Origin of the sequence: Kribbella sp. NBC_00662 (assembly GCF_041430295.1) — a bacterium.
Taxonomy (GTDB): Bacteria; Actinomycetota; Actinomycetes; order Propionibacteriales; family Kribbellaceae; genus Kribbella.
The window spans coordinates 4577862-4599060 of the sequence record NZ_CP109029.1 but is presented as its reverse complement, the minus strand read 5'-3'; the positions used below and the strand labels follow the sequence as shown (position 1 = coordinate 4599060).

At 65.9% G+C, this 21199-nt stretch carries 25 protein-coding genes and 1 tRNA gene; 7 read left to right on the top strand and 19 right to left on the bottom strand.

Annotated elements, in window-relative coordinates:
* Positions 1-15 precede the first annotated feature (15 nt).
* The 5 genes from OHA10_RS23155 to OHA10_RS23135 form a co-directional block, all read right to left on the bottom strand.
* The gene (locus OHA10_RS23155) at positions 16-609 is read right to left on the bottom strand and encodes a hypothetical protein (protein WP_371400851.1); all 594 of its coding nucleotides are present in this window, start codon (positions 607-609) and stop codon (positions 16-18) included.
* Between the two features lie 404 nt (positions 610-1013).
* A complete protein-coding gene (locus tag OHA10_RS23150; RefSeq protein WP_371400850.1) occupies positions 1014-1871 on the bottom strand; it encodes a DUF6602 domain-containing protein in 858 nt (285 codons plus the stop codon).
* Between the two features lie 481 nt (positions 1872-2352).
* Positions 2353-3456 (bottom strand): CHAT domain-containing protein, encoded by a 1104-nt coding sequence (locus OHA10_RS23145; protein ID WP_371400849.1) that lies wholly within the window; start codon positions 3454-3456, stop codon positions 2353-2355.
* A 472-nt stretch (positions 3457-3928) separates the two neighbouring features.
* A complete protein-coding gene (locus OHA10_RS23140) occupies positions 3929-4171 on the bottom strand; it encodes a DUF2188 domain-containing protein (protein ID WP_371400848.1) in 243 nt (80 codons plus the stop codon).
* Between the two features lie 339 nt (positions 4172-4510).
* Complete coding sequence (locus OHA10_RS23135) at positions 4511-5146, bottom strand: hypothetical protein (protein WP_371400847.1); 636 nt, start codon at positions 5144-5146, stop codon at positions 4511-4513.
* A gap of 28 nt (positions 5147-5174) precedes the next feature.
* Here OHA10_RS23135 and OHA10_RS23130 point away from each other — a divergent pair, with 28 nt between their 5' ends.
* Complete coding sequence (locus OHA10_RS23130) at positions 5175-5471, top strand: hypothetical protein (protein WP_371400846.1); 297 nt, start codon at positions 5175-5177, stop codon at positions 5469-5471.
* 195 nt (positions 5472-5666) lie between these two features.
* Here the strand turns inward: OHA10_RS23130 and OHA10_RS23125 are convergent, their stop codons facing one another.
* Positions 5667-7247, bottom strand: a complete 1581-nt coding sequence (locus OHA10_RS23125) for a PIN-like domain-containing protein (protein ID WP_371400845.1) — start codon at positions 7245-7247, stop codon at positions 5667-5669.
* A 77-nt stretch (positions 7248-7324) separates the two neighbouring features.
* Complete coding sequence (locus OHA10_RS23120; protein WP_371400844.1) at positions 7325-7786, bottom strand: HAD family hydrolase; 462 nt, start codon at positions 7784-7786, stop codon at positions 7325-7327.
* 21 nt (positions 7787-7807) lie between these two features.
* On the opposite strand from OHA10_RS23120, the gene OHA10_RS23115 reads away from it, so the two are divergent.
* Positions 7808-8548: a site-specific integrase gene (locus OHA10_RS23115; RefSeq protein ID WP_371400843.1), complete on the top strand. Its 741-nt coding sequence runs from the start codon at positions 7808-7810 to the stop codon at positions 8546-8548.
* 70 nt (positions 8549-8618) lie between these two features.
* Here OHA10_RS23115 and OHA10_RS23110 read toward each other — a convergent pair.
* The 6 genes from OHA10_RS23110 to OHA10_RS23085 form a co-directional block, all read right to left on the bottom strand.
* Positions 8619-8691, bottom strand: a tRNA-Ala gene (locus OHA10_RS23110).
* A 346-nt stretch (positions 8692-9037) separates the two neighbouring features.
* Entirely contained in the window at positions 9038-9682 is a 645-nt protein-coding gene (locus tag OHA10_RS23105) for a histidine phosphatase family protein (RefSeq protein ID WP_371400842.1), read from the bottom strand.
* The gene (gene rsfS, locus OHA10_RS23100) at positions 9679-10095 is read right to left on the bottom strand and encodes a ribosome silencing factor (RefSeq protein WP_371400841.1); all 417 of its coding nucleotides are present in this window, start codon (positions 10093-10095) and stop codon (positions 9679-9681) included. Before rsfS ends, OHA10_RS23105 begins: the two co-directional genes overlap by 4 nt.
* A 7-nt stretch (positions 10096-10102) precedes the next feature.
* Positions 10103-10714, bottom strand: coding sequence for a nicotinate-nucleotide adenylyltransferase (gene nadD, locus OHA10_RS23095; RefSeq protein WP_130438946.1), 612 nt, complete (start codon positions 10712-10714; stop codon positions 10103-10105).
* Between the two features lie 37 nt (positions 10715-10751).
* Positions 10752-10910 carry a hypothetical protein gene (locus OHA10_RS23090; protein WP_371400840.1) on the bottom strand — a complete coding sequence of 53 codons (159 nt, stop codon included), beginning with the start codon at positions 10908-10910 and terminating at the stop codon, positions 10752-10754.
* 76 nt (positions 10911-10986) lie between these two features.
* Complete coding sequence (locus OHA10_RS23085; protein WP_267901740.1) at positions 10987-11115, bottom strand: hypothetical protein; 129 nt, start codon at positions 11113-11115, stop codon at positions 10987-10989.
* A 144-nt stretch (positions 11116-11259) separates the two neighbouring features.
* Here OHA10_RS23085 and OHA10_RS23080 point away from each other — a divergent pair, with 144 nt between their 5' ends.
* Positions 11260-11709 (top strand): Lrp/AsnC family transcriptional regulator, encoded by a 450-nt coding sequence (locus OHA10_RS23080; RefSeq protein ID WP_371400839.1) that lies wholly within the window; start codon positions 11260-11262, stop codon positions 11707-11709.
* On the opposite strand, the gene OHA10_RS23075 is transcribed toward OHA10_RS23080, so the two are convergent.
* On the bottom strand, positions 11642-12841 hold the full coding sequence (locus OHA10_RS23075; protein WP_371400838.1) for an MFS transporter: 1200 nt from the start codon (positions 12839-12841) through the stop codon (positions 11642-11644). The two genes, OHA10_RS23080 and OHA10_RS23075, sit on opposite strands and share 68 nt — an antisense overlap.
* A gap of 83 nt (positions 12842-12924) precedes the next feature.
* Between OHA10_RS23075 and OHA10_RS23070 the strand changes: the two genes are divergently transcribed.
* Positions 12925-13788 carry a winged helix-turn-helix transcriptional regulator gene (locus tag OHA10_RS23070; RefSeq protein WP_371400837.1) on the top strand — a complete coding sequence of 288 codons (864 nt, stop codon included), beginning with the start codon at positions 12925-12927 and terminating at the stop codon, positions 13786-13788.
* Here the strand turns inward: OHA10_RS23070 and OHA10_RS23065 are convergent.
* On the bottom strand, positions 13775-14659 hold the full coding sequence (locus OHA10_RS23065; RefSeq protein WP_371400836.1) for an alpha/beta fold hydrolase: 885 nt from the start codon (positions 14657-14659) through the stop codon (positions 13775-13777). The two genes, OHA10_RS23070 and OHA10_RS23065, sit on opposite strands and share 14 nt — an antisense overlap.
* Positions 14660-14724: 65 nt before the next feature.
* Here OHA10_RS23065 and OHA10_RS23060 point away from each other — a divergent pair, with 65 nt between their 5' ends.
* Together OHA10_RS23060 and OHA10_RS23055 are read left to right on the top strand one after the other, a co-directional pair.
* Complete coding sequence (locus OHA10_RS23060) at positions 14725-15303, top strand: PadR family transcriptional regulator (RefSeq protein WP_371400835.1); 579 nt, start codon at positions 14725-14727, stop codon at positions 15301-15303.
* A 65-nt stretch (positions 15304-15368) separates the two neighbouring features.
* A complete protein-coding gene (locus tag OHA10_RS23055; protein ID WP_371400834.1) occupies positions 15369-15998 on the top strand; it encodes a 4'-phosphopantetheinyl transferase superfamily protein in 630 nt (209 codons plus the stop codon).
* Between the two features lie 7 nt (positions 15999-16005).
* Here OHA10_RS23055 and OHA10_RS23050 read toward each other — a convergent pair whose 3' ends face one another.
* Together OHA10_RS23050 and OHA10_RS23045 are read right to left on the bottom strand one after the other, a co-directional pair.
* Positions 16006-17283: a glutamate-5-semialdehyde dehydrogenase gene (locus tag OHA10_RS23050; protein ID WP_371400833.1), complete on the bottom strand. Its 1278-nt coding sequence runs from the start codon at positions 17281-17283 to the stop codon at positions 16006-16008.
* A gap of 201 nt (positions 17284-17484) precedes the next feature.
* Entirely contained in the window at positions 17485-17907 is a 423-nt protein-coding gene (locus OHA10_RS23045; protein ID WP_371400832.1) for a spore germination protein GerW family protein, read from the bottom strand.
* 161 nt (positions 17908-18068) lie between these two features.
* On the opposite strand from OHA10_RS23045, the gene OHA10_RS23040 reads away from it, so the two are divergent.
* Positions 18069-18509, top strand: coding sequence for a hypothetical protein (locus OHA10_RS23040; RefSeq protein ID WP_371400831.1), 441 nt, complete (start codon positions 18069-18071; stop codon positions 18507-18509).
* Here the strand turns inward: OHA10_RS23040 and proB are convergent.
* Both proB and obgE read right to left on the bottom strand, forming a co-directional pair.
* Positions 18506-19618, bottom strand: a complete 1113-nt coding sequence (gene proB / locus OHA10_RS23035; protein ID WP_371400830.1) for a glutamate 5-kinase — start codon at positions 19616-19618, stop codon at positions 18506-18508. The two genes, OHA10_RS23040 and proB, sit on opposite strands and share 4 nt — an antisense overlap.
* Entirely contained in the window at positions 19618-21189 is a 1572-nt protein-coding gene (gene obgE, locus OHA10_RS23030) for a GTPase ObgE (RefSeq protein ID WP_371400829.1), read from the bottom strand. The genes proB and obgE overlap by 1 nt, the downstream gene beginning before the upstream one ends.
* Between the last annotated feature and the right edge of the window lie 10 nt (positions 21190-21199).

The window sequence follows — 21199 nt, the reverse complement described above, 5'->3', positions numbered from 1 at the left end:
TGGTCTGCTTGGCCTTCACTCCTGTTCGAAGACCGAGAACAGACCCGACCATTTGCCCATGTCCGGCGCCGGCATCGACCAGGCGTCGTAGGGGCAATCGGCTGCCTCACAAGTCCCACCCCACATCGGCTGTACGCCGCCCGCGACAAGCTCGTCTGCCAATACGGAGGGACGAAGCAGGCTTAGGCGCGGACCAGAGAGCCTGGTCTTTTCCAAGATCTCCCGGTCGCGCGTAAGGAAGATGTGGGCGCTGATCGCCTGCGCCTCGAGCACCAAGTCCCGATCTGCACCGACGGGTAAACCGTGGTCCTGGCCGACTGCCGGGCGACTCTCCTCGTAGGAGGGTGCGGTCGCCGTCCAGTCCCCGAACTGAAAGGCCAGGCTCTCAGCGATCGCCTGCACCGCCGGCAACCGACGCCCGAGGAAGCGAGGAGTCACCCGCTTGGCGTCGGTGAGCGACCGAGGGGTCACCACGAACCGGATGTCTCGCAGCAGCCAGAGATTTGTCAGCTCGGACAGTCCTGCCAGATCGTTGGCGTAGTTCTCGTCCTCGACTTCGGGGATCTCGTCGTTGAAAAGTGCGCTCCCGTACATCTGCAAATCGATCAAGACGTTTGAATCCAGCGCTACGACAAGAGGACCGTGGTAGCCCCAGGGCAGTAGGCATGGGAGCGCGGCCTGGCAGAAGCCCAGGCCACCATCAGCCGTCACATCGTGTAGCACCCTCAGAGAGTGCCTGAATCCCAGCCTTGGCACTAGGATCCAGCGCCGCCCGGACGACCTGCGCACAGCCCCGCCCGCGCGGGCGGCGCGGGCGGACAGCGCGCCACTCCCCCGCACCTGGGGCTGCGACGCCGCAACGCGAGTGGGCTGACAGAACTGACAAAACTGACAAAACCCCCACGGCGCGGGAACACGAGCAGGCCTGACGCTGTCTCAAGGATCCAGGCCGACCCCACCGATTTGGGTCACAGGCTCCGCGCACTGCGACGGTCCAGGCCGCGAACGCCTGTCTAGCGATCCACCTCCGATGTCTCAGGATCATCAGGGTTCGGATCGAAGTAGCTCACAGACCCGAAGATCTCGTCGCCCATGTAGTCGCCAATGCGGAACTTTGGCATGAAGGTCGACTGCAGCATCCCTTGAAGGTGCATGGCTAGAAGCGGGAGCGGCGATCGGCCTGGTAATGACGCCAGCGCTCGAACTCGTATAGGTCCTGGCTGCGCGGTTCGCCAATCGTCTTCAGGACCGCCCCACACTACGGCTCCTCGCGATAGCACGTACACGCCATCGATCCGGTGCTCGGGGGACAAATCTCCATCGACAGCATGCTCTGAAATAACCTCGCCAAGCCTTTGTAGATCCGCAGATTCAAAAGCGAAGACAAAGCCAAGAACAGGAAAGAATTCCCAGTCACGACCGTAAAGTTCCACACTCCGGCGGATCCCCGAGCGCTGCTGCGGCATGAACGCCGTCTTGGGAAACCGCTTGATGCTGCCGATCTTGTCGCAGCAACTCCGCAACTCTGTGGCGTCTAGGCGTGACTTCACCTCGATTACCGCATGCACACACTCAATGGGAACGACCTCCACATCGCCGGCCGTCCACAGAGGCGGCGTGGCCGGATCACAGATCACCACGTCACACTCGGTCGACACCTGACCGTCAGCGGAGACGATCTCGACGTTCCGCCGGACGAGCAGGTTACGCGGCAGGTACCGCTCCAGGTACTCCCCGACGAGCGTCACCTCGCGCGCGCGGCCCCTCAGTCCACGATGCTCAACCTGCTGACGCTGCGCCTCAAAATCGATCCGCATCTTCTCAGCAATCGATCGAAAAGTGACGCTCAGGTTCTCCTGACTCCTGTTCACCAACCCAGGGTGCCACCGATTGCGCCGCAGGGCCTGTGAGCCGTCCTCGTACGACGTGCGGAATGTGCCGACGGTTGGCCTGACGTTGTGGCGCCCGGGTGACCGAGCCGTCAACCAAGCGAGAACGGACCCGGTGGTGGAGGGTCGACCCCATCATCCGATCGCACTGACAAACTAAGAACCCCCAGACCCAGACGGGCACGACTTGACAGCGACCTCTGGGTTATGAGTAGCCCGGGCGGTGTCTCAGGGGCAACGGCAGGTGTCGAGAGCTGCATGTAGTCGGCCTGCCCGCCGTCCAGTTCGTCTCCTGCGTCTCATCCGATCGGCCAGCTCCCGGAACGCCTTGGGTACGGATCTGGGTACGTGAACTGAGCGGCGCCGCATCCACCATCACCCGCGGGCAACCCCCTAGCCAGCGGACCGGGCGCGGTCCCCTGCATCCGCGCCGTCCTGCCGAGCGATAACCCACGAGGTCGGACTAACTGAGCGGCGGCGTCACGAGGACCAGCTTCTTAGGGTCAACATCGTCTCGGTGCCGAAGCTCCGGCAAGTCCGAGCCATCGAGCGAGGCGGCAAGCATCTTGACCTTTGCCTGGTCGAGGGCCGACGACACCGACTGCGCTGACGCGATAGCCGCATAGAACGCAGCGGCAAACACAACCGCGGCCGTGTCGTCGATGCTGTCCGACATACCGATCACGATAGGCACGGTCTGGAGCAGATCATCCGCTCCGTCGAGGCTGTTGCATGCGTTCATCACGACGAGGCGCGGTGGGTCATCGGTCGCGCCGAGGGCATGCGCAAGCAACGGAAAGTCGATGTCATGGCCTACCTCGTCTCCGGCGTCATTTTCCATCAGCAAGCCGTCACTGTCAGCGTGTCCCGAGAAATGAACGATGTGTGGTCGGTGGTCATTCAGACCGTCCACCAGGTCCCCGAACGTGGCCGCCGGCGCGTGGTCGATGCCGACGAGCTCGCGATACCGGGAACCGCGCAGAGACTGACGGACCTGGCGAACCTCGCGGTCAACGCGCAGCCAGGTCCCGTAGTCCGCAACCGTCCCGTCCGGGTCGGTAACGGTCGACTCGACGGCTTCAGGGTTCGCAGTTAGGTACAACACCCGAAGCTTCTCAGGCTCGGGCTCTCGAACCTGCACGTAGCGGACTTGAACTGAAGGACTCGACAGCCTACCCACTTCCCGAGCGTGGGCACGCTCTTCACTCCGCCGCCGTGAATCAGCGCGCTTCTGCGCGTTGTCGGCCGACCGCCTTTCCGTCGCTTCCGCCGTCGTCAGAGACGTCGATTTCGACGCAATCGACTTGTCAACCGTCCCGATATCCTTCCGCGCTTTCGCGATCTTCTCTTCGGCGGCAACCACCTTTTTGTCTTCACTCTCTGCTGCAGAGAGCAACGACCGCACGCTCGACGCGTTCTTGGTCCTTCCCGCCTGCTCGCGCTTCTTGCGTGCCGTCTCCCGCGCGCGTGCAGCGGCCTTCTCATTCTTCGCTACGACGTCCGCAAGCGCCGCCTTCTTGGTTTGCAACGTGGCGATCTCGCTGCGGAGTCTGTCACTCTGCGCCATTGTTTCTCCTCGTCGGCCGCACTGCAGAATTGACCTCTCAAGAATCAAGGCACGCCTTCGGCGCGCGCCCCGGACCGACGTTTCTTACGTCTGAATGCCGGTTCGTCCCATCCCGCTGGCCGCACGATCGTACGGCGCCACGACACGCATCAAGAGCGCCAGAGGCGTCCGTACGGGAATCGGCAACCGACTATTGGCACTTGCCGCGCAGACCTTGGTTGGCAGCTATCACAGGTGCGGGACAGGCGGGCATCTCCTACCACCCGCGAGCGTGGCGGTCCGTGAGGCCTTGGTTGTAGCGATCGACATTCTGCAGAAAGCACTGCGCCGAGCAGTTGCTACTGACGTCAGCCCACTTCACCGGCTCGGCGAGCTGATCGACGTAAATGGGCTTCGAGACGATCTCCCACGGCGCGTCACATGCCAGGCAGGGATGATCGTGGTCGAGCCGTCTCCGCATCTGCATCTGCGACTACTTCCGGTCCTTCGGCGGATTCGGGTCGTTGCCCGGCGACACGGTGTCCGAGTCACGGATCTTGCCGTCACGCCCATGGATGACGACCTCACCGCCCCCACTGTTCCCGACGATCTCGCGCGCCCGATCGATCGCATCAGCCTGCGTCGGCAGCTTCGCACTGGCCTTGTCGGAGCCGGGCTTCCTGACGTCCCATCCGCCGTCGTCGTTCTTGACGACGTGCCGTTCGTTCCTACTCATAGTTCTTCCCCAAGCTAAGTACGCGACTTCCCCGTCGCGCATCAGGACGGAGCACTGGCGATCACCAGCATCAGAACAAAGCTGACAGATCAGCGAGCGCCGATCCAGCCTGACACGCCCGTCAAACGGCGCGTGACACGCCTGGCGATCGATGACATGGTTGTTAATTTTCCGGCGGCACATTTCGCCAGTTCGCACCGTCGATGCTCGCGCCTTCCGCGTGCCTTAACCGGTGGTCGCCGACAGTCACTCATAGGTTTACGGGGCAGCAAGTTCCCGGCTGAACATCTGCTTCCCGTGGGCGGTCGGCCGCCGACCTGGCGATCGTTGCCGACAGATTTACAGAGGGTTGAGTAGGGCGTCCTGACCTGCGTCGACGCGGCCGAGAAGCCAAACGTCCGCGCTGATTCCGCACAGACCAGCGAACCAGTGCAGGATTGCCCTATGCCCAAGTCCCCTCAGAAGCGACTCCGGATCGAGAAGCTGATCGAAGAGAGCGAGCAGATCGAGGACCGGCTGTCGAGTTGGCAGCACGGCTCTCCACCAGATGCCGTGGGGATCAGAGCTGCACAACGCCTCTATCAGGCCTGGTACGCAGCAGCGCTCCGCGAGATCCCGGAAGGTGATGGGCGCAAGCGATTCATGGACATGTACGAGGGCGGGCCCTTCATCAAACGTGTGCGTGCATTCCTCACTGACCCGCTTGCCGAGAGCCCGCTGTACAACCCAGAGGAACCCTCGCTGTTCCCCCGCTGGACGTATCCGTTCGAGGATCGCCGAGAGGAGCTCGCCGCCCAGCGAGAGGTCTTGAACGTTGTCATGCACGACCAAGCCAACGTCGTCACGGTGCTCGACGAACTCGCAGCAGTCTTCCGCCGGCTGCCTGAGTTCCTGGCCGTGTTGGCCGCTGCCGGTAACGATCGCGTTCCGCGGCCGACGATCGCCAAGGAGGCCGACCTCCAAGTCCTCGTCCACGCAGTACTCCAGCTGCCTTTACGACGATGTGCAGCCAGAAGACGCGGTGCCGCAACAGGCGGGCGCCGCATCCCGCGTGGACTTCCTGCTTCGCGAGACAGGCGTGATCATCGAGACAAAGATGACGCGCCCCAGCTTGACCGACAAGAAGGTCGGGGAGGAACTCGCGATCGACTGGAACCGATACCAGCGTCATCCTGACTGCCAAGCCATCATGGGCGTCGTCTACGACCCCGACCGCTACGTCTCGAACGCCGCGGCCCTCGAGCACGATCTCTCGAGTGATGATTCCGATCCCGCAACTCGCGTCCTGGTGATCCGTTAAAAGGCCTCTGACCTGCCATCTGAGCTGATTGGGTGGACCGGACCGCAACACGCGTCCAATTCCTCGGATTTCCGTTCGGAAGCGTTCTGTGCAGATGCTCAGATGACCGTGTAGAGCGACATGTACTGACACGAACCGTGGCGAACGCTCACGAATGAGACCAAAACTGAGACCAAGCGCGACGCGCCAGCACGCTCAATCAGTACCGTCCTCCTCGAGTTCGCGCCTAATCGCAGCTCGTAGATATGCTGCCTCGTCCCGCAGGAAATCAATCTGGGGCGACATATCCCCGGGTTCGCCTTCAGCGCGGGCAATCTGAAGCTCAACCTCCTCCAGTAGTTCACGGCGGTGCGCCAGGCGGCGAGCCCTCTCGTCGGACGCTGAACGAGTACGTCGCCGCTTGACTAGGCGTACACGGTTCGGCGGCCAGCTGGAGGTCACCACATCCAATAGTTCCCCGAAGGGCGGGCTGAGGCGCTTCCATCCGCCTTTGACGAGCCCATCCAGATCATCTCTGTCTAGAGAAACGAATAGCTCGCCGTCCTTCATGTATAGGGTCGCATTGTAATTCAGCGTGCCCGGTGGCAATGAGTCGGCGAATCCTCGCAGTTGGCGACGGGAAATACCCATGACATATGCTGCATTCACGAACATTGCTCGGGCCACGTCACGAGGATGGAAATGGAATTCGTCCGAACTCGGCTCGGGGTGAAGCCCTCTCAGTAGCCCGGCATCGACGAAGTATCTGAGCAATTCTGCAGAGATGCCACTCACATCGGCAGCCTCGTCTAGCGAGATCGGTCTCTGATGCGAGTCCTTGCGGTCGAGCGGTTGCTCGGAGTCTCGCTTCAGTTTCGCGGAGAGGGCTATATCTTGAGCTTCGGCAACAGTCTCCTGGCTGACCGCACTTCCTACGTCAAGATGTGTTCCAGCGAATTGAACCAACTCGGAAACAGTGGTGATGAGAAGTTGGTGTCCCGTTTCTCGGTACATCTCGTCCACCAGTTCCAAGTGTGCCCCGATGCGGATGCCCTTCTTCGTGTATGTCCAGTCACCTTTCGTCGTGTCATTCGTGACGACCAAGACGGGCCCAGTCGTGACCGATTTCGCGTACCTAAGAAGCTCTGCCCACCAAAGGTAGTCCCCTGTCGAATTTTCGTCCTTATTCCTGTCCTTGAATCCTGGTGCCTTGCCTGCTTCTAGCCTCGCGAGGCCCTCTGCTTGGTCGACTTCAAGTTGCTCCGCAGTTGGCTGGAGCCCGACGCGCCCTTCAAGTAGGGCTTGGATTTGAGGGTAAACGGCGTCTTGACCGCCAGCAACAGATTCGGTCTTTAAGTCGTATTCCGCAATGATCTTGTCTACAAATTCAAGCGCCGCCGACTGCTCTTCCAAGATTCCTGGTATCTGCCCCCGGAGTGCCCTTGCCCGCTGGCCAAGCCTGTTCACAACACTTTTCGTGCTAGCCGTTGCTTTTGCGGCCTCGTCGCGGAGACTCTCTAGTTCAGCAAGGCGATCGGCAACAGCGTCAACTCGGCGGCGGTGAAATTCAAGCGCGACTTGATGGGGCACGAAGATGCGTTCGTGGAGGCGGTGCAAGATGTCTAGATATTCTTTGCGGCCAGCAGGCGAAAACCGATATGCATCTAGAACCGCGCTGGTGTCCAGGCAAATGATGCCCTTCGTGTAGGCGTCCCGCCATAGTTCATTGCTTGGGCGGCGATAACCTTGGAACCCGTCTGACAAGCCCGTTAGCCGAGCGTCGCTCTCCTGACCCACCCCAAGCCCCTCTGTCGTGCTAGTTGAAGGGCATGCACTTTAGCAAGTTTCGTCGGCCTAGGCGGCTTTCGCCGCGATTAGCGGATGGCAACCGCTACTTCGGCCATCGTCGCCACGACGACATCGGCTCCAGCAACAGCGAGTGCGTCGGCCTTGCCTGGCTTGTTGGCGTAGCCGATCGTGCGGGTTCCGGCGGCCCGGCCCGCTTCCATATCGCTCGTTTGGTCGCCGATGAAGACACAAGCTGTCGTGCGTACACCGAGCGATCGCGCGGCGTTTTCGATCAGGTGTGGACTTGGCTTCATCAGCGTTGGGTCCGAGGGATCGCGTCCCTCGACGTGCACCACTCGATCGGCGAGGCCGGTGAGGGCGAGGTAGCGCACGACGGCTTCGGCGTAGTTGTTGCTGACGATCGCTGCCAGCGTCCCGCTGCTCTGGCAGGCGGCTAGAGGCTCCAAGCCCTGACCGCCGACGAGGTAGACGATTGGCTTGCGGACAAGGCCAAGGCCCTCAGCACCGACACCCTCCGTCGGCTTCATTCGATTCTGCGCCGATCGATCATGCGAGCGCAGGCGCGGGAGAAGGTACATCGCAACGTGGTGATGCTCTGCGAGATCCCCACCGGCACAGGCGGGCGACCCTCGAAGTCGCTCTCGGTGCAGCAAGCAGAAGCGCTTCTGACAGCGGCCGAGTCATCGGCGATGCACGCCTACATCGTCGTGTCGCTGCTCACCGGAGCCCGAACTGAGGAGCTGAGGGCGCTTACCTGGGCCAACCTCGATCTCGACGGCAGACCGAACACATCACCTCTCGTGCCGCCGTCCATTCAGGTCTGGCGTTCGGTCCGGTCAGGTGGCGACACGAAGACGCCGAAATCTCGGCGGACGCTTGAGTTGGCTGTGCGCTGCGTGGCCGCACTGAAGGTGCACAAAGAGCACCAGGACGTCCCACGGCGCGCGGCAGGACTCCGTTGGCAGAACCTGAACCTGGTCTTCACCTCCGAGATGGGTTCCCAGCTCGATGCCGCCAATGTGCGTCGGGCGTTTCGGAAGGTAGTCAAGGCTGCCGGACTCGACCCGACGATGTGGACCCCACGGGAGCTACGGCACAGCTTCGTCTCGCTGCTGTCGAGCAAGGGTGTGCGGATCGAGGAAATCTCGCGGCTGGTCGGGCACGCCAGCACCAACGTGACGGAGAAGGTCTACCGGCACGAGCTGCGACCGGTCCTCACAGAAGGCGCTACGAAGATGGACGAGATCTTCCCCGATCAGGGCCGCGAGGGCACCAACGAGAAGCCGTAGCCTCCCAATTAGCCTCCCGGGCCAAAAATCAGAGGCCCTTCCCAACTGGGAAAGGGCCTCTGACTTGCGGTGGAGCTTAGGGGATTCGAACCCCTGACCTCTTCCATGCCATGGAAGCGCGCTACCAACTGCGCCAAAGCCCCGCGGTGTCTTGCGACTCCGGAAGTTTAGCGGATGGTGGGCGGCAAAGAAAAATCGGTTGGCTCGTGGGGCTGGTGAGGTGCGCGACAGCCCAGTTGCCCTCGCCGGCGCGCTTGCGTAGGCGACGGCTGACGGCTGTCATGCGCCGAGGAGAGTACGCCGCATCACGCTCTGCGTCCGCCGGAGGCGCTTAGAAACTGCCGCCGCGGAGCGGCGTCCTCTATGTGATTTCACCCCGGTTCAGTGGCTTCGCGGCGGCGCGGCTGGGTTCCGGCCCGTCGGCGGAGCCGGCCACTAAGACAGCGCCGCGGAGCGGTGTCGTTTGGGCGGTTCACCCGACGTACAGAGTCAGCGTTGGGGGTCGTCGCTCATGACTGGTTCGGGGAGGGAGCCGGCGTTCCACTCTTCGATTCGCCAGCCTCGGCGGCCGGGGAGGAGGGAGACCCAGTTGCAGTTGGCGAGGCCTCCGAAGGCGGGCCAGTTGGCCTGTGGGATGCCGAGGAACAGGCAGATGCCGACGCGGGCGGCCAGGCCGTGGGTGGCTATGACGATGGTGTCCTCGGAGGTGCCTTCCTCCGCGATGCGCTGGAGCGCTCCGCTGAAGCGGGTGGCGACCTCTTCGATGGTTTCGCCGTTGGTGCCGCGGCGTTGGGGTTCGCCGCTGCGCATGCGGGCGGCGGCCTCGGGGTTGATGGCGGCGAGCTCGGACGAGGTGAGGCCGGCCCAGTCGTCGACGTCGATCTCGCGCAGCGCCTCGTCGTACTCGATCTTGAGGCCGGTCAGCGCGGCGAGTTCAGCGGCCGTGGCGGCCGCGCGTTGGAGGTCGCTGGCGAAGAGTCTCGTCGGCGCCAGGGCTGCCAGGCGCGCGGCGGCGGAGCGGGCCTGCGACAGACCGACTGAGTCCAGTGGGATGTCGGCCTGGCCTTGCATCTTGTCCTGGAGGTTCCACTCCGTCCGGCCGTGCCGCCAGACGATCAGCCGGCCCGCGCTCATTCGGCCGAAGCCGAGCCAGGCAGACCCGAGCCAGGAACGGCGGCGCCGGGGACGGGCGACGGCAGCGGGATGACCGGGCAGTCGCGCCAGAGGCGCTCGAGCGAGTAGAACGCGCGCTCCTCGTCGTGCTGGACGTGGATGACGATCTCGAGGTAGTCGAGCAGCACCCAGCGGCCCTCGCGGGCGCCTTCGCGGCGTACCGGCTTGGCGTCGAAGTCGACTCGCAGCTTCTCCTCGATCGCGTCCACGATCGCGCGGACCTGGCGGTCGTTGGAGGCGGAGGCGACCAGGAACGCGTCGGTGATCGCGAGCTGCTCGGACACGTCGAAGGCGAGAACGTTCTCGGCCTTCTTGTCGTGGGCTGCTTCCGCAGCCGCGGTCAGCAGCTCGATGGCGCGTTCACTGGCAGACATAAAGGTCCTAACGGTTGGTGTAGAGCTCACGCTTGGCGATGTACTGGACGATGCCGTCCGGCACCAGGTACCAGGTCGGGTTGCCCTTGGCGACCCGGGCACGGCACTCGGTCGAGGAGATCGCCAGCGCCGGCACCTCGAGCAGGGTGATCCGGTCCATCGGCAGCTGGTCGAGCGGCAGTTCGAGGCTCTCCGTCCCCGGCCTGGTACAGCCGACGAACTGGGCGAGCTTGAACATCTCGTCCACGTCCCGCCAGGTGAGGATCTGGGCGAGCGCGTCGGCGCCGGTGATGAAGAACAGCTCGGCGTCCGGATACAGCCTGGACAGGTCGCGCAGGGTGTCGATCGTGTACGTCGGACCCGGCCGGTCGATGTCGACCCGGCTGACCGAGAACCGCGGGTTCGACGCGGTCGCGATCACGGTCATCAGGTACCGGTCCTCGGCCGGGGAGACCTTCTTGTCCGACTTCTGCCACGGCTGGCCGGTCGGAACGAAGATCACCTCGTCGAGATCGAAGTACGCCTGCACTTCGCTGGCCGCGACAAGGTGGCCATGATGGATCGGGTCGAACGTGCCACCCATCACACCGATGCGTCGTACCCGCTCCACAGAAGCCACGTCAGCCCTTCAGACAATCTGCACAGCAAGACAGCCGCTAGCTGTGCGGCCGGCCCTTACCCATGATGACGGTGACGAGCAGCAGCAGGAGGAACACGACCAGCGCGAACCCGCCGTACCACCACTTCGAGATGTGCGACGCCTCGACGGCGGCCGCTTCGATGGCCGCCACCTGCGGCACGAGGATCGAGAACATGATGCGAAGCCTATCTCGTGACCGCCCGGACGACAGCGACCGGTGGCCTCACGAGGACACCGGTCGCGGTAAGAGGTCAGCTGTGGCGGACGTGACGGGTCAGCAGCCGGCGCCAGGCAGACGGTACGGCGTGGGCGCGGCGGGCCTGCGCTGCGACGCGGTGCCGCTCGTCGATGTGGGCACGGGCAACTTCGGGGGTGATCATGATTCCTTCACTGGGTTGGTGCGGCGGAGCTGGGGCGGACTGACCCCAGTACCTCGAATTGTACGGTTTGAACTACGTTGTCACAAACGAATTGAAGGTCTGAAACATTCCAGACCTTAGAATCTGCGGTGAACAGGAGGCGTCATGGACGCGATCGACCGGCAGCTGATCGAGGCGCTCCGGCTGAACGGCCGCTCGAGCTGGGCCGAGCTCGGCCGCGAGGTCGGACTGTCCGGCCCGAGCGTCCAGGAGCGGGTACGGCGGCTCGAGGAGCGCGGCGTGCTGCTCGGGTACCGCGCCGTCGTCGCCCCGGATCAGGTCGGACTCGGGACCAGCGCGCTGATCGGGCTGTTCCAGCGCGACGATGTCGAGACCGATGACATCGTCGATCAGGTCCGCGACATCGTCGCCGTCGAGGACTGCTGGTTCGTCGCGGGCGACCAGGAGCTCGTGGTCAAGGTCCGGGTCGCGGACGTCACCCAGCTCGAGGCGGTGGTCGGCTCGCTGCGCCGGGTCAACGGCGTGGTCAGGACACGGACGACGGTCGTGCTGTCGACCCGCTGGGAAGGACGTCCGGCGCCGCTGCCCGAGTGACCAGCAGTACGGCGCCGGCAGCCAGCGCGAGCGCCGCGGCGATCGGATAGAGCAGTTGCGGAGCGTGCTGGTATGCCGACCCGCCGATCGCCGGCGCCAGGAACATGCCGCTGATCGACGCAGCGGCGTACAGGCTGGAGTACCGCCCGACCATCCCCTCGGGCGCTGCGTCGGCGACATGCGCGGTCGCGGTCGGTTTGTAGAGCATCTCCCCCGCCGTGATCACGACGATCGCCAGCGTCGCCCCGGCGAGCGCCGGCCAGACACCGAGGATCGCGAGTCCTGCGCCGACGAGCGCGAAGCCGACTGCGATGACCCTGGTCGCGCGATGGCCGCGGAGCCGTACGGCGAGCGGTGCCTCACACAGAACGATCACGGCGGAGCTGACGCCAATGAGTACGCCGTAGGCGACGGCCGGGGTGCCTGCGTCGCGGAGCAGGAGCGGCATGGTGGCGAAGATCTGGCGGTACACGGTGTCGACGATGACGATCGTCGCGAGGACGAGTAGCACCGGACGGTCAGCCAGAACTGTCTTCCACAGACCGGCAGTGGAAGCAGCCGCCGTACGGCGGGCCGGCGGGACCCAGCGCCAGACGATCGCGGCCAGGATCAGGCTTGTCGCGGCGTCGATCACGAAGACGAGCGAGAAGTTGTAGGCGGCCAGGAGACCGCCGAGCGGTGGGCCGATGGTGAAACCGGCGTTGCTCGCGGTGCGGGACAGGGCGATGCCTTCGCGGCGGCGGTCGGGCGGGAGGGCGGTCGCGACCAGGGCGCTCATGTTCGGGCGGCCCGCGCCGCCGAAGAGGCCCGCGCAGACCGCCACGGCCGCGATCGTGACGCCCGGCGCGAACGGCATCGCGATACAGCTGGCGGCCCAGAGCAGTTGGCTGCCGACTGCCGCCGTACGCAGGCCGAAGCGGTCGCCGAACCAGCCGCCGCCGAGGTTGCCGCCTAGCAGCCCGATGCCGTACGCCGCGGCCGCGAAGCCGGCCTGTTGCGCCGACATACCGCGGTCCTCGACCAGATAGAGGGTGAGGTAGATCCAGGCGAGTGCGCCGGCGGAGCTGACGAGTTGGCCGACCATGACGGCCTTGAGCCAGGTGGGCAGGTCCGCGATGCGGCGCCAGTACATGCCTTGGCCTCCTCTAGTAAGTTCCTGTCAGGAACTTACTCGGCCAGCTAGCGTGGTGGCAACCGGAATCGAAGGAGTACGTCGTGCGGCGGAGCACCTTCTCGCCCGAGCCGGACTGTGCGATCGCGCAGTCCCTCGGCGTCATCGGCGACGGCTGGGAACTGCTGGTCGTCCGTGACCTGGCCCGCGGGCTGGAGCGGTTCGACCAGCTCGCCGAATCGCTGCACATCTCGCGCAAGGTGCTGACCGAGCGGCTCAACGGTCTGCTCGAGAGCGGGATCGTCTCGCGGTCGGCGTACCAGGAGCGGCCGACCCGGTATGCGTACCGGCTGACTGAGCGCGGGCGGGCGTTGCTGCCGGTGCTCGTTGCGCTGCAGGACTGGGGCGATCGCTGGCTGCTCGGGGACGGCTCGCTGACCGGGACCAACTCGGAGGACGAGCCGCCGGCGCATCGATTGCACGAGCTGGTCGGTCAGCGGGTGCCGGACATCGCTTTGCCGTCGATCGCCGGTACGACGGTTGACGTGGTCGACGAGGATGCCCGGGCCACCGTGCTCTTCGGATATCCGGCGACCGGGCGGCCGACGCCGTTGCCGGACGGGTGGAACGAGATCGCGGGGGCCAGCGGGTGCACGCTGGAGAACCGGCTCTTTGCTGGTCGGTACGACGACTTCGTCGCGCGCGGGATCGCCGTACGAGGGGTGAGTACGCAGCGGACTGACGAGCAGCAGGCGTTCGCGCGGGCGGAGGAGATTCCACACCTGCTGCTGTCGGATCTCGAGCTGGAGCTGGTGGCGGCGCTGCGGCTGCCGACGTTCCGGGCGGGCGGGTACGAGCGGTTGAAGCGGGTCGTGCTGGTGATCGGCAGCGATCGCGTCGTACGGGCGGTGCGGTATCCCGTGGTCGATATCGCGGACGCTGTCGAGTGGGCGCTCACGACTGCTTGAAGAACGCCTTCACCTCTTCGGCGATCCGTCGTACTGCGTCCGGCTTGCCCGTCGGGTTGACGCCGCCTGGATCCGACGACGAGCCGTGGTCGTAGCCGTCGAACTCGATCCGCCGGCAGTGCGGGAGCACCTTCTCGAGGGTGTCGCGGCCGGGCTTGAGGCCGGGGAGACCTTTGGTGCCGCCGAGGAGGAGTACGTCGGCGTTGACGGCGCGGAAGCTGTCGAAAGTGCCGGCGAGCTCGGCGACGATCGTGCCCTCGACGTGGAGCGTGGGAGCGAGCTGGCGCATGGTGATGGCGTCGGCCGGAGCCTGCCTCTCCTCCTTGGCCATCATCTTCTCGGTCATCCGGCGGAGCAGGCCGCGGGGAATGACCTTGAGGAACGGCGGGGCCATCTCGAAGCCGAACATGCTGGTGACCATCCCGGCGGCGAGATCACCGCGGGCGACCTCCTGGTCGAAGCGGGTCAGCCACTCGCGGTGCGGGGCGCCGTCGGCAACGATCGCAGGCTCGTAGAGCGCGATCTGCTTCAGGGGCAGGGTTCTCGCCGCTTCGAGGACGACCGCTCCCCCGGCGCTGACTCCGAACGCCCGGTCTGCGCCGGCCGCAGTCAGGACGGCTTCGAGGTCCTCGACCTCGGTGCGGACCGTGTGGTCAGGGCGCTGCGCGCCGGAGCGGCCGCGACCTCGGCGGTCCGGGAGGTAGACGGTGAAGTCCGTTGCCAGAGCTTCCGCGAGGAGCGTGTGGCTGCGGGCGGACTCCATGCTGCCGTGCAGCACGACGACGGCTGGGCCTTGGCCCGTCTTGTAGTAGCCGATCTCGGTGCCGTCGCGGGACGTCACGGTGCCTTGGGTGAGTTCTGCGGTCTTCATGGATCGATAGTTACATGCCATCTAGTTACATTGCAACTAGTTTCTTTGCCCCTTATGCTGAAGAGGTGACTTTTCGACGCTCACCGCTCGCGCTCGCGATCCTCGGCCTGCTGGAGAACGGGCCGATGCATCCGTACGGGATCCAGCGGCTGATCAGGCAATGGGGCAAGGATCAGGTCGTCAACGTCGGTCAGCGGACCAGCCTGTACCGGATGATCGTGCGGCTGGAAGAGGCCGGACTGCTCACGGCCGGCGCGACCGAGCAGGACGAGCGCTACCCGGAGCGGACGGTCTACCACCTGACCGACGAGGGGCGGGAGATCTGCCGGCAGTGGTTGGCGGAGATTCTGACCACACCAAGGAACGAGTTCCCGGAGTTCCCCGCGGCGTTGTCGTTCGTGATGCTGGTGACGCCCGAGACGGCCGGCGAGCTGTTGAGCCAGCGGCGGGAGTCGCTGACGAAGCGGATCGCCGAGCTGCATCTGGAGCTCCGGTCGGAGGTGGACGGTCAGCCGATCCCCCGGTTTGCCTTGTTGGAGACGGAGTACCAGGTCGCGGTGGCGATCGCCGAGGCGAAGTGGATCGACGACGTCCTGCACGACCTCCGCACAGGCAAGCTGACGTGGACACCGGGGCCGGTGTGACAGATCCCCGCAGGACGATCGCGGGGAGCGCGTACGGCGCGGCTGATGTGGGTGATAGTCGAGCTGTGGTTGAGGTGTGGTGGGCTCAGATTGGTGCGGCTCGGGATGCGTTTGTCGGGGATCTGGATCCGGTTGAGCGGGGGCGGCTGCACGCGTATGTCCGCGACGAGGACAGAGCGCGGTTTCTGCTGGGAGTGACGATCACACGGCGGGTGCTCGGGCGCCGGGTTTCGTTGCCGGCGGCAAGGGTTGGGTTGGATCGCACGTGCGTCGAGTGCGGGAAGCCCCATGGGAAGGTGCGGGCGGACGGGGTGGAGCTGTCGGTCACGCACTCGGGAGAGCTGGTGGGGGTTGCATTCTCGACGCGGCCGGTGGGGCTCGATGTGGAGAAGGTCGATCCGGGGATCGATGTCGACGGGGTGGCTCGGGTTGCGTTGAGTGCTGAGGAAGCGAGGGAGCTGACGCGGTACGACGGGATCGCGAGGGCGCGGGCGTTCACGGCGTACTGGACGCGGAGAGAGGCTGTGCTGAAGGCGACCGGGGAAGGGCTGCGCGGGGAGCTCCAGGCGCCGGTGCCGGCGGGGATCCAGGTGCAGGAGCTGGAGGTGGGCGCGGATCACCGGGCGGCTCTGGCCGTGGTGTCTGCCGAGCCGCCCGTTGTGCACGTCGAGGATGCGACGCAGCTGCTGAGCTGAGGAGCCGTCAGGTGCGGAGTTGACCTTCGCCGGTGACGATGTACTTCGTGGAGGTCATCTCAGGGAGGCCCATCGGACCGCGGGCGTGGAGTTTCTGGGTGGAGATGCCGATCTCGGCACCGAAGCCGAACTCGCCGCCGTCGGTGAAACGCGTGCTGGCGTTGACGACCACGGCTGCGGAATCGACCGCCTGGGTGAAGCGGCGGGCCGCCGACTGCGAGCGGGTGATGATCGCCTCGGTGTGACCCGAGCTGTAGCGGCGGATGTGCTGTACGGCGTCCTCGAGCGAGTCCACCACCGCGGCCGACAGATCGAGTGAGTTGTACTCCGCCCCGAAGTCCTCCTCGGTCGCCGCCACCACACCCGCCGAGCCAACCCCACCAGATGCCGGCGTGTTCTTGCTTGCGGCAACTACTGCGGGGTCGCCGTGGACCTGCACGCCTGCTTCGGAGAGCGCGGGGAGGGCCCGGGCGAGAAACTCGTCCGCAACCGCGGAGTGGACCAACAGCGACTCGGCAGCGTTGCACACGCTGGGCCGCTGGGTCTTCGAGTTCAGCAGGATCTCGAGCCCGAGCTCCAGATCAGCCTCGGCGTCGATGTACACATGGCAGTTCCCCACACCAGTCTCGATCACAGGCACCGACGACTCGCCGACCACGGTCTGGATCAAGCCCGCACCACCACGAGGGATGAGTACGTCGACCAGCCCGCGCGCCTGCATGAGCTCCTTCACCGCAGCGCGATCAGTCGGCACACCCTGGATCACATCCGCCGGCAGACCACACGCCGCGGCAGCGTCCCGCAGTACCGCGATGATGGCCGAGTTCGACGCGGCGGCGGATGACGAGCCACGCAGCAGTACGGCGTTACCGGACTTGAGGCAGATGCCCGCGGCGTCGGCGGTCACGTTCGGACGCGCCTCGTAGATGATGCCGATCACGCCGAAAGGCACCCGGACCTGGCGGAGCTCGAGCCCGTTCGGCAGCGTGTACCCGCGGACGACCTCACCCACCGGATCGGTCAGACCGGCAAGCTGCTCCAGCCCGGCCGCCATCCCGTCGACACGAGCCGGGTTGAGCGCCAACCGGTCGACCGTCGACTCCGGCGTACCGGCCTCGCGTGCCGCCGCGACATCGACTGCGTTCGCCGCCACGATCGCGTCTGTGTTCTCGCGCAGCGCCGCCGCCATCGCGTGCAGCGCCGCATCCTTCGTCGCCCGGGACGCGTCGGCCAAGGCGTACGACGCCTCACGCGCGCGCCGCGCCAGCTCGATGATCTCGCTCACTCGCTCATCCTAGGTCCGTTGCTTCGATTGGGAACCCGTCGTCTCAACCGCGGGAGACGGGCGATCGCGTGCGACAGCGGGACGACCGCCGCTAATGCGAGGCTGAGGCGGCGGTCGCTCGGCGCGATCGGCGCGCCCTCAGCCTTCAGCCTTCAGCCGCCGCCAGGCCCAGACGCTGAAGGGAATGACAACGCCGCGCGCTCATTCGGCCATCGTAGGTTCTGCGTCCCCCGGAGGTTGGGGCCGGCTGCGCTCCTGCCTGGCGCGGAAGATCTTGAACAGCATACGAAGAGTCAGCAGCGCGACCACTCCGACCAGTTGGCCACCCAGGATGACTCTGGTGACGTCGACCGCCGGGGACCACGTGACTTTGCCGTCGCCGATGACGTAAACACCGACCGGTCTCGCGGACAGGCCAAGCCCTCCGCCGGAGCCGTCGGCCCCCCGCCCGTTACTGCCGTCTCCCCGGCCGCCGCCCCCGCCCCCGGTGATGCGTGCGACCGGAAGGATGATCATTCCGTCGTGACTGACAGGCGCACCGAAGACGGTCCCGGCCTTGACACCGTCCACGATTCCACGCAGGACCTCGAGCACATCCGACTGCATTCCGTCCGGCTTCGCCATCTCATTCGCCTCCTGGGTCTCGCCCGCACTCCTCGCATCTCGTTCCCAGGCTCACCACGACCGCTTACCGAAGGCAGGGGCCACGGTCCCCGCAGAACAGGACCTTCGGGACAAGACAGCGGCGAGCGTTCAGGCGAAGGTCGTAGCGAGGAGGTGCGATCATGCTGAAGCAAATCCAACGCCGCCCCTCAGCCGGGACCCGGCGGACGGGCTACGTATTCGCCCTCGTGTTCAACGCTGTGGCGCTCTACGCGATCCATGCGTGGCCCGGCTGGCAGCGGGTCCCGTTCGTCACGGCTGAAACCGCGCAGGTCGTCGGCTGGATCACCGCGACGCTGATCTTCGGGCTCGGCGTGAACGTCGTCTATCTGCTGGCCGATCCGCCGTGGCTCAAGGCGCTGGGTGATCTGGTCGTGACCGGCGTCGGCCTGGTGGCGATCGTCCGCGTCTGGCAGGTGTTCCCGTTCGACTTCGGCGACGCGTCGTTCGACTGGGCGTTGGTGGTGCGGGTCCTGCTGGCCGTCGGCTTCTTCGGATCGATCGTGGCCATGCTTGTCCAGTTGGTCATGCTGGTGGCGGCGGGGAGTCGAGCGCGGCGCTAGAGGAGAACGAGGTCGTCGCGGTGCACCACTTCGCGTTCGTACGCCGCGCCGAGCTCACGAGCCAGGTCCCGGGTGGATCGCCCCAGGAGGCCCGGCAGCTCCGCGGCGTCGTAGTTGACGAGCCCGCGAGCGATGACGACGCCCGAGGGCGACACCAGGTCGACCGGGTCGCCGGCGGAGAAAGTGCCTTCTACTGCGGAGATTCCGGCCGGGAGGAGCGACGCGCGACGTTGGGTCACAGCCCGGACGGCGCCTTCGTCCAGACGGAGTACGCCTTGGCCGGAAGTGGCATGGGCCAGCCAGAGGAGGCGAGTCTTGCGCCGACGTCCGGTGGGGTGAAAGAGGGTGCCGACCCGGTCGCCGCGGAGTGCGTCGCCGACGCGCGCGGCCGACGTCAGGACGACCGGAATCCCTGCCTCGGTGGCGATTGCGGCCGCCTCGACCTTCGTCTGCATGCCGCCGGTGCCGACGCCGGACGCACCGGTCTTACCGATCGCGAGCGGCTCCAGATCAGCGGAACCGCGGATCTCGGTAACCATCGACGTACCAGGTTTGCGCGGATCCCCGTCGTACAGGCCGTCGACGTCCGAGAGGAGCAGCAACAGATCGGCATGCACTAGATGACTGGTCAGCGCCGCGAGACGGTCGTTGTCGCCGAAGCGGATCTCGGTGGTCGCGACCGTGTCGTTCTCGTTCACGATCGGTACGACGCCCAGCTCGAGCAGCCGCGCGAACGTACGGTACGCGTTGCGGTAGTGGCTGCGCCGCGTCACGTCGTCGACGGTCAGCAGCACCTGCCCCACCCGCAGACCGTGCGCCGCGAACGCGTCGCTGTAGCGAGCCATCAACAGGCCCTGCCCGACCGAAGCGGCGGCCTGCTGCGTGGCGAGGTCACGCGGTCGCGACCGCAGCCCCATCGGGGCCAGGCCGGCAGCGATCGCGCCGGAGGAGACGAGCACGACCTCGGCCCCCTCCACCCGTCGCGCCGCGATGGCGTCGACGAGCAGCCGGAGTCGTTCGAGATCGATCTTGCCGCGCTGGGTCAGCGATGACGAGCCGACCTTCACGACGATTCGCGTGGCCGCAACGACCTCCGCGCGAGCGTCCATCAGAAGTCCTGATCTGTGCTTTCTTCCACCGCTTCGAGCTCACGCGCTTCCTTGCGCGCCAGCTTCTCCGCCTTCACCGCTGCTCGTTTCGCCTCGGCCGGGGACAGGTCGACCTCGTCCTCGCCCCACTCCTGCTTGTAGTCCGTCGGCAGGCCCTTGTTGGCGTGGTACTCGGTGTCCTTCGCCCGCCGCCGCTGGGCCGCCGGGCGATCCTCCTCGAGCCGGTGGTCCTCACCGCGCCGGGCCAGGATCTCCGCGCCGGCCAGTACGTCGGGCGCGAAGTCGAACACGATCGCGTTCGGTCCGTCGCCGATCATCACCGCGTCGCCGGCGAGCGCGCCCAGCTTCAGCAGCTCGTCCTCGACGCCGAGCCGGTTCAGCCGGTCGGCCAGGTATCCGGTCGCCTCCGCGTTCGCGAAGTCGGTCTGCCGGACCCAGCGCTCGGGCTTGTCGCCCTGCACCAGCCAGCCGCCGTCGTCCGGCAGCTTCTTCACCTTGAACTCGGGTCCGCCCTGCGCCTGCGGCCGGATCACGATCCGCGTGGTGTCGGGCTTCTCCTGTTCCGCGCGACGCCGGACGACGATGTCGGCCATCGCGAACTTCAACGCCTCCAGGCCCTCGTGCGACGCGGTCGAGATCGGGAACACCCGCAGCCCGCGTTGCTCCAGCTCGGCCTGCACCATCTCGGCGATCTCACGCGCGTCCGGTACGTCGATCTTGTTCAGGGCAACGAGTCGCGGCCGGTCCTCGAGCCCGCCGTGCGCCTGCAGCTCGGCCTCGATCGTGTCGAGATCGCTGAGCGGATCCCGACCCGGCTCGTACGTCGCACAGTCGATGACATGCACGAGCGCCGCGCACCGCTCCACGTGCCGCAGGAAGTCGTGACCGAGGCCGCGGCCCTCGCTCGCACCCTCGATCAGACCTGGTACGTCGGCAACGGTGAACGTCACGTCACCGGCGACGACGACGCCGAGGTTCGGGATCAGGGTGGTGAACGGGTAGTCGGCGATCTTCGGCCGGGCACGGCTGATCGCCGCCACCAGCGACGACTTGCCCGCACTCGGGAAGCCGACCAGGCCGACATCGGCGACGACCTTCAGCTCGAGGACGAGCGTGCGCTCCTCGCCGTCCTCGCCCAGCAACGCGAATCCGGGCGCCTTGCGCGAGCTGCTGGCCAGGGCAGCGTTGCCCAGACCGCCCTTGCCGCCTTGGGCAGCAACGAATTCCGCGCCTGGCCCGACGAGATCCGCGAGTACGACGCCATCCGGCGTACTGATGACCGTGCCGTCGGGGACCGGCAGGACGACGTCGCCGCCGTTGCTACCCGCCTGGTGATCACCCTTGCCTTGGGCACCATTCGTCGCGGTGCGGTGGCTGGAGCGGTGGTAGTCGACGAGCGTGGTGACGTCCGGGTCGACGCGCAGGATCACGCTGCCGCCGTCGCCGCCGTTCCCGCCGTCGGGACCGCCGAGCGGCTTGAACTTCTCCCGGTGCACCGAGGCGCAGCCGTTTCCGCCGCGGCCCGCGGCGACATTCACCGTCACGCGGTCGACGAAGCTGGGGATTGCCATCGGTGTCTGC

Excerpts from the sequence above, each read along its gene's own strand:
- OHA10_RS23145 (WP_371400849.1), bottom strand. The coding sequence starts at position 3,456 with ATGGCGCAGAGTGACAGACTCCGCAGCGAGATCGCCACGTTGCAAACC.
- OHA10_RS23140 (WP_371400848.1), bottom strand. The coding sequence starts at position 4,171 with ATGAGTAGGAACGAACGGCACGTCGTCAAGAACGACGACGGCGGATGG.
- OHA10_RS23120 (WP_371400844.1), bottom strand. The coding sequence starts at position 7,786 with ATGAAGCCGACGGAGGGTGTCGGTGCTGAGGGCCTTGGCCTTGTCCGC.
- OHA10_RS23115 (WP_371400843.1), top strand. The coding sequence starts at position 7,808 with ATGCGAGCGCAGGCGCGGGAGAAGGTACATCGCAACGTGGTGATGCTC.
- OHA10_RS23105 (WP_371400842.1), bottom strand. The coding sequence starts at position 9,682 with ATGAGCGCGGGCCGGCTGATCGTCTGGCGGCACGGCCGGACGGAGTGG.
- rsfS (WP_371400841.1), bottom strand. The coding sequence starts at position 10,095 with ATGTCTGCCAGTGAACGCGCCATCGAGCTGCTGACCGCGGCTGCGGAA.
- OHA10_RS23090 (WP_371400840.1), bottom strand. The coding sequence starts at position 10,910 with ATGTTCTCGATCCTCGTGCCGCAGGTGGCGGCCATCGAAGCGGCCGCC.
- OHA10_RS23085 (WP_267901740.1), bottom strand. The coding sequence starts at position 11,115 with ATGATCACCCCCGAAGTTGCCCGTGCCCACATCGACGAGCGGCACCGC.
- OHA10_RS23080 (WP_371400839.1), top strand. The coding sequence starts at position 11,260 with ATGGACGCGATCGACCGGCAGCTGATCGAGGCGCTCCGGCTGAACGGC.
- OHA10_RS23075 (WP_371400838.1), bottom strand. The coding sequence starts at position 12,841 with ATGTACTGGCGCCGCATCGCGGACCTGCCCACCTGGCTCAAGGCCGTC.
- OHA10_RS23065 (WP_371400836.1), bottom strand. The coding sequence starts at position 14,659 with ATGAAGACCGCAGAACTCACCCAAGGCACCGTGACGTCCCGCGACGGC.
- OHA10_RS23045 (WP_371400832.1), bottom strand. The coding sequence starts at position 17,907 with ATGGCGAAGCCGGACGGAATGCAGTCGGATGTGCTCGAGGTCCTGCGT.
- OHA10_RS23040 (WP_371400831.1), top strand. The coding sequence starts at position 18,069 with ATGCTGAAGCAAATCCAACGCCGCCCCTCAGCCGGGACCCGGCGGACG.
- proB (WP_371400830.1), bottom strand. The coding sequence starts at position 19,618 with ATGGACGCTCGCGCGGAGGTCGTTGCGGCCACGCGAATCGTCGTGAAG.
- obgE (WP_371400829.1), bottom strand. The coding sequence starts at position 21,189 with ATGGCAATCCCCAGCTTCGTCGACCGCGTGACGGTGAATGTCGCCGCG.